Here is a 13,241-nt window from a genome sequence, read left to right as displayed (position 1 = left end):
CTTATTAATTTTTCTGTAATTGATTCTTAATCAAAATTGTCGCAACATATTTTCTGCTATTGGCATTCTTTAATAGAATCGATTGTTTATCTGTTGGGTCACCTATTTTCGCAAACTCAACGATATCTCCTTCTAACGAACCTTCGATGTAATGAATGGTATAACTATCTTTGATAAACGCATCAATTTTTACTTTTTCGTCCATAAACTCCTCATACGTTGCCATATCATCTTCTCCCTTCAACATGATGGTTTCTCTCAAATTTATTAAACTACCTCATGAGTAGAATTCGCTTCCTCGTTGTTTTCAATTGTCCAATCTCTACCAACAGTAATTCCTAAGTATTCTTCATCACTTGGATTTTTTATTTCTGCCTGTGGGTACTTATTAAAATACCAATATTTAGCCAACACATAGTAAACACCTGCAGCCACTACAAAACCAATAATGAATGAATAAGTCATAAATAACGTAGCAATGACTCCACCAACGGCCCAGGAGATAAATCCAACAACATTTATACCTTTCGAATACTGATACTGACCTTTATTTTTGTATAAATCCGGTACATTGACTCGACGTTTTCGTAATAAATAGTAATCCGCAAAAAGAATACCACTTACAGACGATAAAATCGCCCCGATAATTAACAGTACCTGAGTCAGAACTTCATAGACACTCCACGGCTGAATAACACTGCCGATTATACCGACGACAAATACAGAAATAGCATTTGAAACCTTAGGACCAAATACATTTGAAAATACCGCAGCTGCTGGTAAGATGTTTGCAGCTGTGTTGGTAGACCATTGAGTTAAGACAATCATGAGTAAAAGCATCGCAAGCATCCATCCTGAGGCGGTGTCTTGCAAGGCTGTAACTGGATTAGATGTTCCAGAAACAATAAATGCTGCAGCTCCGATCATAATCATAAATGCTTCAGTTAACGGAAGGGCGATTAGACTTCCAATGACTGTTGTTTTATTGCGCTTGAACCAATTCCGTTCATACTTCGGAGCTTTAAAATGCCTTGAGATTGTTGGAATGTCACATCCAAGTGTTGCCCAATATCCCATATTTGCAAATATGACGACCATGAAAGCAGTTATGGCTGCACCGCCCGTAACTGGACTAGATACCCACGACCATACATTTTCTCCCTGCGCATTAATTTCTCCCGTTAAGTTTTGATAGATAATGAGAGAGAAAATAACGATAAGTGGTGCTGATATGTCAGCAAAACGTTCGATCCATTTAATCCCCGAAGCTGTATTGATTAATTGAAATAGCGCAAAAACGATATAGCATAAGAGCCAATTATCGAAGCCAGCAACCATTGTATTAATGATGGCGTTGATCGCAGTAGCACCAAAATAAGTGTTAATCCCGAACCAAAATGAAGCCGTAATCGCTCTCGTTAACGAAGGGATATGCGTACCGACGATTCCAAATGGTGCTCTCATATAAACCGGAAAAGCTAAGCCATGCTCTACACCAATATCACCAATAAGAGATATAAAGCCCCCAATTGCAATACACCCGACTAATGTGGCAAGTACCACCCAAGAAAGTGGAATTTCTTGTATTCCTGCAGCTCCTATATCAAATGTAGCTAAAAGAATGGCCATCCCGACCCACATTGCAAAAAAACCAAGTACACCAATGGTTTTCTTCTCATGATGGATCGGAAGCAAATCCGGTGATTTTAAATATGAATGCTTCTTTGTTTTTTTCTGCATCAAGAGCACCTCCCTTTTTTGTATTTTCCTTTTTGATTTTCATTAAAGACTGGATAAAAAAGAATGCTGCTTCATTGATGAATCAATCAAGCAGCTATACATTCATGATAGTAATTTTTATTTTATTGCCACATTCTCTTTTTGAATCGTTTTATTGAACGTGGAGCGTTTCAAGAAATTACCCATACCTGGCTTCCCTACAAATTGCTTATCTTTGATGACATATTCACCACGAGATAATACAGAGACTGGCTCCCCAGTCACTTTCATTCCTTCTAGCGCATTGTAGTCGACTGCCATATGATGCGTCTCTGCTGAAATAAAGCGCTCCGCATCTGGATCAAAAAGAACAATATCGGCATCGCTTCCTGGCGCAATTGTTCCTTTTTGAGGAAATAGACCAAATAACTTAGCAGCCTGGGTAGAAACCATATCAACAAATTGATTTAATGAGATACGACCTTTTTTGACTCCTTCTGAGAAGAGAACACTAAAACGGTCCTCTACAAATGGTCCACCATTTGGTATTTTTGTGAAATCATCTTTACCTAAATCTTTTTGTCCATTAAAGTCAAAAGAACAATGATCAGACCCAATTGTTTGTAATTGCCCGCTCTTCAATGCATTCCAAAGTACATCCTGATTGGACTTGTCACGTAACGGTGGCGACCAAACGTATTTTGCTCCTTCAAAGTTTTCTTTTTCCATATAGGATTGATCGAGCACAAGGTATTGCGGGCAGGTCTCCCCAAATACACGGAATCCTTTACTGCGCGCATCAGCAATTTGATCCACCGCTTCTTTACACGTTACATGCACGACATATAATTGTGCATCAGCAAGCGCCGTTAATTTCGCTGCACGTCCGGTTGCCTCTCCCTCTAGCTCTGGTGGACGAGTTAACGCATGATATATTGGATCGGTATTTCCTTGTTCAAGAGCTTCTTTTGTCAAATGTTCAATGACATCCCCATTCTCCGCATGCACCATAACTAGTCCGCCATTATCTCTAGCAGTTGTTAACGTTTGGAATAAGGTCTCATCATCAGCTTGGAAGACATTTTTATAAGCCATAAATACTTTAAATGACGTTACCCCTTCTTCTTCTATAACACTCGGAATCTCTTTAAGGACATTTTCGCTAGCTTCCACAATTTGCAAGTGGAAACCATAATCAATCACACTGCGTTCATCCGATTTTTCATGCCACTTATCAAGCGCACTCTTTAGAGTCTTTCCTTTTTCCGTTAAACAAAAGTCAATAATGGTTGTTGTTCCTCCATGGGCAGCTGCAATTGTTCCTGTTTCAAAATTATCCTTTGTTGTCGTACCTCCGAATGGCATATCCATATGTGTATGTGGATCAATTCCACCTGGGAAGACATATTGTCCAGTTGCATCAATTACTTCTGCATACACATCACTTAAATCATTTCCAATCGCTTTTATCTTCCCATCTTCAATCAAAATATCCGCCTGATACGTATCTGCCGCAGTCACAATCGTTCCATTCTTAATAATCTTCTTCATTCCTAATTCCTCCTCTTTTAAACTTTTTAGGAATTTCTTTGAAGCATACTTATTGCTGATTCCCGATCGTTCCATGACATTGCCGGTTCTGTTGCAGTAAGATTAACCATATCGATAGCCCCATCAACTGGACAAACGATAGAACATAGATTACAACCAACACAGTCATCCTCACGTACTTGTAGATAGTCGTTCCCATCTCCATCCTTCAGCATATCGATGCATTGGTGCGAAGTATCTTCACATGCAATATGACACTTATTACAATTAATGCAAATATCATTATTAATACGAGCAACAACCTTCGTATTTAAATCCAAATTACTCCAATCGGTATATTTATCCACGGAAGCACCGACAATCTCACTCAGACTCTCGATCCCTTTTTCATCTAAATAATTCGATAGTCCTTCCGTTAGATCATCTATAATACGAAAACCATGATGCATGGCAGCAGTACAGATTTGTACACCACCTGCACCCATTAGCATAAACTCAACCGTATCTTGCCAGGTCGAAACTCCGCCTATTCCAGATATCGGGATATTAATTTCCGGATTTCGGGCACTTTCTCCAATCATGTTTAAAGCAATTGGTTTTACAGCTGGTCCACAGTAACCACCATGAGCTCCCTTGCCATTTACATTTGGTACCGTATCCCATGTATCCAGATCGACACCAATTAAACTATTAATCGTATTAATCATACTTATCGCATCTGCACCGCCACGAACGGCAGCTTTAGCTGTCTCTCTGATATCTGTAATATTCGGCGTTAATTTCGTAATGACAGGTACAGTAGCTGCTTCTTTGGCAAATCGAGTTGTCATCTCGACTAAATCCGGATGCTGACCAATTGCAGAACCCATCCCTCGTTCCGACATACCATGTGGGCAACCGAGATTTAATTCAATCCCATCGACCCCCACTTCTTCTACCTTTTTGACAATTTCATACCATTTCTCTCGTTTTGGTTCTACCATTAATGAAGCAATAATTACTCGGTCAGGATACATTTGTTTAGTTTCATAGATTTCTTTTAAATTAACTTCCAACGGTCGATCCGAAATAAGCTCAATATTATTAAATCCGGCAACTCTCTGGCCGTTAAAATGCGTGGCCGCAAAGCGTGAAGTAACATTTAATATAGGTTCTCCTAATGTTTTCCATACAGCTCCGCCCCAACCTGCTTCAAACGCTCGTTGTACTTGATAGCCTGTGTTTGTAGGTGGCGCAGAAGCAAGCCAGTACGGATTCGGCGACTCTATACCAGCAAAATTAATACTTATATCAGCCATGATTCATCATCCTCCTCCTGTTATGCACTCTCGATTTTTTCTTGAAAACGTTGATGAATTGCTAACGCAGTTTCTTTTCCTTGTTGAGCAGCAGAAACTACCATTGCTTCGCCTACTCCTTTACCAAAGATGACATCTCCTGCTGCATAAACTTTTGGATTACTCGTAATAAATGTCTCTGGATCTGCCTTTACCACTCCACTTGCATGTTCTAAACCGAAACTCTCAATCATCTGAACATGTCTGTTTTGTCCAATTCCTTTTACAATAATATCGACATCCATAAGAAACTCCGATCCAGGAACCTCGACCGGTCGAGCTCTCCCATCATCTCCTGCTTCTTGCAGCTCCATTCGAACGCATTCTAATTGACAGATATGCCCATCACTATCTCCAATCAATCGTTTTGGAGTCGTCAACCATCTGAATTCTACACCTTCTTGCTTTGCAAAATCATATTCAAAATCATAGGCAGTCATTTCCGCTTCTGTACGACGATATAAGATTTTTACATTTTCAGCTCCAAGTCGTACGGATGTTGTTGCCCCATCAATCGCGGTATTTCCAGCTCCAATAACCGCCACACGTTTATTGATAAACTCTTCTTCGTAGTTTCCATGCTTTGTTCGTTCCACTAGATCAATGGCATCATAAATACCATCGAGTTCTTCACCTTCGATCTCCAACTTCGGTACTTCTGCCATACCAACAGCAAGTACAACTGAATCATAATTCTCAACTAAATCTTCAGCAAAAATATCTTTGCCGATTTCCGTATTTGTTCGGATCTCGACACCTAGGTTTTTCACTTGCTCCACTTCCCAAAGAGAAACTTCTTTTGGTAGACGAAACGGCACAATCCCAAATGTATCTAGTCCGCCAGCTTCACTACGCTTCTCAAAAATGGTAATTTCATAACCTAAACGAGCTAACTCCCGTGCTGCGGAAAGTCCTGCTGGCCCACTTCCAACTATAGCAATACGCTTTCCATTCTTTTTACCTGCTTTAAATAACTCTACTTCGTTTTTTATTGCCCAATCCGTCGCATAACGCTGCAAATCACCAATTGGAATTGGATTGGTTGAATGATTTAATACACAAGCTCCTTCACAGAGTTCCTCTGTCGGACAAACACGAGCACAACTAGCACCTACCGGATTGGATTCCATAATGGTCGTCGCTGAGCCCTTCATATTTCCTGATGCGATCTTTTTAATAAACGTTGGAATATCAATGCCTGTTGGACATGCCGTAATACAAGGTGCGTCGTAACAGTAGAGACATCGATTTGCTTCATCTAAAGCTTCTTGCTGATTAAAACTCGGTTTGGCTTCCATAAAGTTTTCATGGGTAGAATTAACGGTGTTAAGATGCTTCAATAAATTACTCAATGATAAACCTCCTTCATTAGGGTAAACACATTAATGTGAGAAAAAATGACATGTTTTTAAAATCACCAAAAATCTTTAATTCATTTTAAATGAAGTGAAATACTTGAAATGACACTAACTAGTGCAATAATGAAGAACAAGTGAGTAATATAGTTAAGAAAATTCTAACTATAATATTCTATTATAAAATGCATACAGTTTACTAACATTGGACAAAAAGTTAAACCTTCACCTTATTTATTATCCATAATGTAAACATATTATGTTAGATTACCTAACATATAAATGCATAAAATGATGTGTGAAAAAAAGTGAGGATATAAAAAAAGAAGCGTTCAACCCGATCAAATTGGATTAAACGCTTCTTTCGCATACAGCTGATCCCACTATTTCTAGTAGTCGCATACCCTTCACCAACTATACAAACTGTCTCCTCATAATCAAAAAATAGTCGGACATACATCCGACCATTTTTTACAATCTCAATATTAAACCGTTTTCTTTTCAAGGTATTTATTTTCCCCTAGCTTTTCAATTTCCTCAAGAGAACGACCACGAGTTTCAGGTACACATAGCCGAACAAATAGTACACCTAGTAGACAAATCGCCCCAAAAATTGCGAAAACTGCTTCTTGTGCCATTGAAGCAACCATAATTGGGAATAATAGTCCAACCAAGAAAGAACCAATCCAATTAAACGATGAAGCTAACCCTGATGATCGTCCTCGAATGATTAGTGGGAAGATCTCTCCTACTATTACCCATGTTAAAGGAGCCCATGTAAACGAATAAAAAGCAACATAGATACTTAAAAATACAACTATCATCATCGGACTTGCATTCGGGATTACAAGATTTAGTATTGCCGGTAAAACAAACGATAATCCCATAACCGTTCCACCAAGTGTTAATAACGTACGTCGATTAAATTTGTCTGCAATGAGTAGAAACAGTAGTGAACCTAGCACTAGAATTACTCCTTGAATAATTGGCCACATGAGAGCTGAACTTGCCGCATTCCCGGTCGCATTCTCTACAATTAGTGGGATGTAATAAAAAATAGCGTTTGCACCTTGGAATTGTTGAAAAGCAGCTACTCCTAAGCCGGCAATTACTAGATAACGATATTTTCCGCTAAACAGTGTACCCCAAGATGTTTTTTGACTTGCTTTCGCTTCCATCTTAGAAGTTTCTTTAATTTTAGAAATTTCACTTTCGATATTTTGTTTAGGACGAATATAACTTAACACTTTACGTGCTTCATCAATTTTATTATTTTTAATTAGAAAACGAGGTGATTCTGGTAATCTTAATACCCCGAAAAATAGAATTAATGCTGGTACTGCTGCCAAACTAAGCATTAAACGCCAAGCCATCGTTTCCGGCAAATCTTTCAATGCAAATGCTACAATATATGACAATAACATTCCTGAAACAATCATCGTTTGATTAATTCCTGATAAACGTCCACGTAGACGTGCAGGCGCCATTTCAGACATATATGCTGGTACTAAAGCGGAAGCAGCTCCAACAGCAAGTCCTAATATAACGCGCGAAACTATCATAAATAAAATGCCATTATGAGGAGATATCCCCGCCATTATCGAACCTAACGCAAATATGATAGAAGCTATTAAAATCATTTTACGCCTTCCTATACGGTCAGATATTTGACCAGACAGCGCACCTCCGAAGATTGCACCCAGCATTAACGAAGATGTAATCCACCCTATCGCAGTAGGATCGTTTTGAAGATTCCAATCACTTTGTAGAAAAGGTAAAGCACCTGTCATAACACCAATATCATAACCAAAGAGAATACCGCCAAAAGCTCCAAAAAAATAAATGAACTTACTTGATATTTTCTTTTCTTGAATCATAATTATTCACTCCTATAATGCTTAAACTCAGATGTCTTGTTAATAAACCGCTAACAAAATTAAAGATAATCTATTTTCGATCATTAAACGCTTTCATATTTTCTGTGAATATGATTTTGCTGTTCACTATCTAAGTTGCATTTATTTTTTTAACATCAACATACTATATTTCACCCAAGGAAGGGGTACTTCCCTGGATGTGATTTATCATTATTTAATTACCGTATAATCTAAACCTACAAGTTTAGCATAAGACACCACTTGATCTGTCGTTAAATTTAATGAAACAACCGTATGATGACCTCCACCATTTTCGATCCATGCCTTCACTCCATCTTGGAAATTCGGTTTCACTTCCCAAAGCACACGAGCTACTGGCAGGTTAGGGGCAGGGATTGTTGGTTCAAACGCTGTAACTTCATTAATAAGAAGTTTAAAATGCGTACCAAAGTCAGCCATTGAAACAACGACACCTTCTCCAGCTTTCCCATCAAATACGAGTCTAGCAGGATCTTCACGATCACCAATCCCTAGAGGAAAAACAGTAATTTTCGGTTTAGTAGATGCTAAAGTTGGATCTACCTCAAGCATATGTGATTGAAGAATCGCCTCTTTACCTTCAGCTAACTCATACGTGTAATCTTCCATAAAACCTGTGGATTGATTATGACTCATTACTTTTAATAAACGATCAAGAGCTGCCGTTTTCCAATCACCTTCACCAGCAAATCCATAGCCCTGTCCCATCAATCGTTAAACTGCAAGTCCAGGAAGTTGCTTCATCCCATATAAATCTTCAAAGTTAGATGTGAAAGCATTGTATCCACCATCATCTAGAAAACGTTTTATGGCAATTTCGTAACTTGCTTGGACTCTGACACTCGCCTCCCAATTTTCTTTACTATAATTCCCATAATCAAATTCATAACTATCTTTATACTCTGCTAATAATGCATCAATTTCTTCTTCCTTCACAGTATTGACATACTCTACTAAATCGCCAATTGCAAAGTAATCAACTGTCCAGCCAAACTGAATTTGCGCTTCAATTTTATCTCCATCGGTAACCGCAACATTACGCATATTATCGCCGAATCGAGCAACTTTAATATTGAAACTTTCATTATATGCTGCTGCAACATCCATCCATTCTGCAATTTGACGTTGCACTTCAGATTTACCCCAATAACCGACTACAATTTTATTTTGCTTATTTAATCTTGCATTGATAAATCCATACTCACGATCTCCGTGTGCTGATTGATTTAAATTCATGAAATCCATATCAATGGTGTCCCATGGAATACTTTCATTAAACTGTGTCGCTAAATGGAGTAAAGGTTTTTGTAATAGTTTTGTTCCACGAATCCACATTTTTGCAGGTGAAAATGTATGCATCCATGTAATGACACCCGCAACCTCATCACGGTAGTTCACTTCTTTCATCACATTTGTGATTTGATCGGCATTAATAGCTAAATCTTTTAAAATAATTGGATACGGTAAAATACCACTTTCATTTAATGCATCCGAAATTGTTTGCGCCTGCGCTTTCACCTCTTGTAAAGCTTCTTCTCCGTATAATTGTTGAGAACCAACGATGAACCAAAATTCTTTTTCTTTTATCGTTAACATATTCATCCTCTTTTCGTAGTTTAATTGTTTCTCTCTATTATTTTTGTCCGTAGTAAGAATCCTCACCATGCTTACGTAAATAGTGTTTATCTAAAATCCGATTCGGCAATTCCGGTGCAAATCGATTTAATTCGCGTGCAAACAAATTCATTTTTGCCACTTCTTCTAGTACCACGCTATTCACAACTGCTGATTGAACATCTTTTCCCCAAGTAAATGGTGCATGCCCGTGTAGTAAAACACCTGGGATTGCTAGAACATCTAGACCACGTTCTTCAAAAGTTTCAATAATTACACGTCCTGTTTCAGCCTCATACCCACGGTCAATCTCTTCTTGAGTCAAAAATCGGGCACAAGGTACCGCACCATAAAACGTATCTGCGTGTGTAGTACCCATCACAGGTACATCCAGACCTGCTTGAGCCCAAATAGTTGCCCATGTGGAATGCGTGTGAACAATTCCTCCAATTTCAGGGAAACGCTTGTAAAGTACTGCGTGAGTTGCTGTATCTGAGGAAGGATTTAATTTCCCTTCGACAACTTTTCCGTCTAAATCAACAACAACCATATCGCTCGGTTTCATCGTTTCATAATCTACACCACTAGGTTTAATGACAAACAAGTCACTTTCACGATCAAAGGCACTAGCATTACCCCATGTATATTTAACAAGACCTTGTTTAGGTAAGTCTAAATTCGCTTGAAAAACTTCTTCTTTTAACTGTTCTAACATGTTCACTCCTCCTACTTTATTTATTCAATAAAATTATCTACTGCAGCTTCTTCTATGGCTAAACCTTTTTTATAACGTTTCATAAATTTTTCAAAGCCTTCCACGTCTAATCCATCAGGATAAATTTCTTTCGCAGATGCATTTTCAAAGACTTTCGCATCAAGGAATTCTTCTAAACTCTCATTTTGTTGTCTATTTCTCATATAAGAAGCTAGAATCGCAACTCCCCATGCACCACCATCTTCAGCTGTTTCCATAACAGAAACTGGAACATTCATAGCAGCAGATACAATCTTCTGTCCGGCTAATGGCGTTTTAAATAAGCCACCGTGTGCTAGGATGGAATCAATTGATACCTTTTCCTCTTTCGTCAAAATATCCATTCCAATTTTCAAAGCACCAAAAGCTGTAAACAGGTGCGTCCGCATAAAGTTTGCTAGATTAAAATTACTTTCTGGAGAGCGAACAAATAACGGTCGCCCTTTTTCAATCCCTGTAATATTCTCCCCAGAAAGGTATCCATAACTAAGTAATCCCCCACCATCTGGATCCGCTTTCATCGCTTCCCCTAACATTACTTCAAATAATTGATCTGTATTAACGGTCTGCCCCATTGCTTCATAAAATTCTCGGAACAAACCAATCCACGCATTAAGATCACTTGAACAATTATTCGCATGAACCATGGCAACTGGACTACCATTTGGAGTCGTCACCATATCAATTTCTGGGTAAACATTCTCAAGATCGTTTTCCAATACAATCATGGCAAAAACGGAAGTTCCTACAGAGACATTTCCTGTTCGCTTTCTAACGCTATTCGTAGCTACCATCCCTGTACCCGCGTCACCTTCTGGAGGACAGAATGGAATTCCAGGTTGCAGATTCTTTGATCTATCAAGAATTTCTGCTCCAACTAGAGTTAGTTTACCTGCTTCTTCTCCCCCGTTAAGAACAGTAGGTAGAATGTCATTCAATTCCCACGGATATTGTTCACTACTAATTTTTTTATTAAATAATTCCATCATTGACTGATCGTAGTTCTTCGTTGATTTGTCTATTGGAAACATTCCGGAAGCATCACCAATTCCAATCACTTTTTCTCCAGTCAATAACCAATGAATAAAACCAGATAACGTCGTAATTAAGTCAATACGTGGAAGATGCTTTTCCTCATTTAATATCGCTTGATAAAGATGCGCAACACTCCATCTTTCTGGAATATTGAAATGGAATAAATCCGTTAGTTCCTTTGCTGCAACAGTTGTTGTTGCATTGCGCCATGTTCTGAATGGCACTAAAAGTTCTCCAGTTTTATCAAATGCCATGTATCCATGCATCATCGCAGATACTCCAACAGAACCAATCGTACGAATAGTTATACCATAATCTCGCTCTACATTTTGTTTCATTTCACTATAAGCTGACTGCAGTCCTGTAACAATATCAACTAAGTTGTACGTCCAAAAACCATTTTCTAAATTGTTTTCCCATTCAAAACTACCAGAAGCTATTGTTTCAAATTCGTTATCTATCAAAACCGCTTTTATCCGAGTAGAACCAAATTCGATGCCGAGTGACGTTTTACCTTCGACAATCAACTCTTTGATTTGTGCTTGATTTGTCTTCAAGTTAATCCCCTCTCTGATAGCGTCTTTATTAATTAGTAATAATTATGCGCTTTCTTTTTCATTCATGTAATGGTTTACATTAATTAAATATAGTTTAAAACTTGTGCGTACATTTGTCAAACCAAAATAAATACATACGCACAAGTTGTTTAATGGATTTATTATCTCTAGCAAAAAGCAATTCTCTTAAACTACTTTGTTACATCAAGAGATACTAATCTTCTTTTCAATACTTAAAAACTATGTCAAAATATGTACATACAATTTTTTTGATAGGACGTTCGGGCACGAACAAGAAGGAAGTGACATTCATGAAACCTAAATATCAAGTCATCATAGACGATATGAAAAGTAAAATCCTTTCGGGAGAATACCGTGTATTGGAAAAAATACCTACAGAATCTGCCTTGCAACTTCAATATAATGTAAGTCGTCATACTGTTCGTAAAGCTATTCTAGAATTATCTAATGAAGGGTTTTTACGAAGTGAAAAAGGATCCGGCACTTATGTAAGTAACCTTTATCAATCTAAATTTAGTGGAAATAACAGTAACAAAAAAACAATTGGTGTAATCACTACCTACATCTCTGACTATATTTTTCCATCGATTATTCGAGGAATTGAACGAAGATTAAATGAGGATAATTATTCTTTACTGTTAGCTAGTACAAACAATGATGTTGAACAGGAAAAAAAAGCCTTAGAGATGATGTTATCTTATGGAGTAGATGGTTTAATTGTTGAACCAACGAAGAGTAATTTATATAACCCAAATATAGCCTACTATTTATTATTTATGGAACAAGACATTCCTTTCATTATGATTAATGCTTATTATGAAGAATTAGATGTACCATTTTTACGTTTAGATGATGTAAAGTCCAGTTATCTCGCAACCAAAGAGTTGATATCAAAAGGACATAGACAGATTGGCCTGATTTCAAAAGAAGATGATTTACAAGGAAAGTACCGGATGAAGGGTTATATTAAAGCTGTTGGAGAGGCCAAATTGCGTTTTCAACCTGAAAATGTGTTCTCTTATAATACGGAAACAAAAGCAAATTTATCCAATGCCTTGAAAGATTTTATTACTGAGAATAAAGATCTTCTAACTGCAATTGTATGCTATAACGATGAAGTTGGTTTAGTTGTGGCCAATATATGTAAACAGCTCGGAATATCCATCCCAGAGGAATTATCCATTATTGGACAGGATAATTCCTATATTGCTCAAAATGCGAATATCAAACTTACCACCTTGACGCATCCCCAAGAACAAATGGGAAATGATGCAGCAGACTGGGTAATAAAGAAATTACAAGGAAAAAGAGACTTACCTAACGAGCATTATTATCAACCAAAATTAATTAAAGGGGAGACTGTGAAAGAACTAGAGGAATAA

Annotated in this window: 9 protein-coding genes and 1 pseudogene; 1 reads left to right on the top strand and 9 read right to left on the bottom strand. The window is 37.8% G+C overall.

The features are described 5' to 3' along the window. Positions 1-4: 4 nt before the first annotated feature. The 9 genes and pseudogenes from ABC346_RS07985 to ABC346_RS07945 all read right to left on the bottom strand — a co-directional run bounded on the left by ABC346_RS07985 (position 5) and on the right by ABC346_RS07945 (position 11,838). Entirely contained in the window at positions 5-226 is a 222-nt protein-coding gene (locus tag ABC346_RS07985) for a hypothetical protein (protein ID WP_413234351.1), read from the bottom strand. 41 nt (positions 227-267) lie between these two features. Continuing rightward, positions 268-1,740 (bottom strand): NCS1 family transporter, encoded by a 1,473-nt coding sequence (locus ABC346_RS07980; protein ID WP_413234350.1) that lies wholly within the window; start codon positions 1,738-1,740, stop codon positions 268-270. A 117-nt stretch (positions 1,741-1,857) separates the two neighbouring features. Further along, entirely contained in the window at positions 1,858-3,270 is a 1,413-nt protein-coding gene (gene hydA / locus ABC346_RS07975) for a dihydropyrimidinase (RefSeq protein WP_413234349.1), read from the bottom strand. A 26-nt stretch (positions 3,271-3,296) separates the two neighbouring features. Further along, a complete protein-coding gene (gene preA, locus ABC346_RS07970) occupies positions 3,297-4,568 on the bottom strand; it encodes an NAD-dependent dihydropyrimidine dehydrogenase subunit PreA (RefSeq protein ID WP_413234348.1) in 1,272 nt (423 codons plus the stop codon). 20 nt (positions 4,569-4,588) lie between these two features. Next, positions 4,589-5,905, bottom strand: coding sequence for an NAD(P)-dependent oxidoreductase (locus ABC346_RS07965; protein WP_413236531.1), 1,317 nt, complete (start codon positions 5,903-5,905; stop codon positions 4,589-4,591). Between the two features lie 542 nt (positions 5,906-6,447). Beyond that, positions 6,448-7,839 (bottom strand): sugar porter family MFS transporter, encoded by a 1,392-nt coding sequence (locus ABC346_RS07960; protein ID WP_413234347.1) that lies wholly within the window; start codon positions 7,837-7,839, stop codon positions 6,448-6,450. 210 nt (positions 7,840-8,049) lie between these two features. Further along, a pseudogene (gene araA, locus ABC346_RS07955) lies at positions 8,050-9,474 on the bottom strand (L-arabinose isomerase). Between the two features lie 37 nt (positions 9,475-9,511). After that, on the bottom strand, positions 9,512-10,207 hold the full coding sequence (locus ABC346_RS07950; protein ID WP_413234346.1) for an L-ribulose-5-phosphate 4-epimerase: 696 nt from the start codon (positions 10,205-10,207) through the stop codon (positions 9,512-9,514). 20 nt (positions 10,208-10,227) lie between these two features. Further along, positions 10,228-11,838, bottom strand: coding sequence for a xylulokinase (locus ABC346_RS07945; RefSeq protein ID WP_413234345.1), 1,611 nt, complete (start codon positions 11,836-11,838; stop codon positions 10,228-10,230). 311 nt (positions 11,839-12,149) lie between these two features. Here ABC346_RS07945 and ABC346_RS07940 point away from each other — a divergent pair, with 311 nt between their 5' ends. Beyond that, positions 12,150-13,241, top strand: a complete 1,092-nt coding sequence (locus ABC346_RS07940; RefSeq protein ID WP_413234344.1) for a GntR family transcriptional regulator — start codon at positions 12,150-12,152, stop codon at positions 13,239-13,241.

It is taken from the genome of Oceanobacillus phoenicis, from assembly GCF_047238145.1.
In the GTDB taxonomy this organism is placed as follows: Bacteria; Bacillota; Bacilli; order Bacillales; family Amphibacillaceae; genus Oceanobacillus.
Note: the sequence above shows the minus strand (reverse complement) of the source record. Positions and strands in the feature narration are given on the sequence as shown.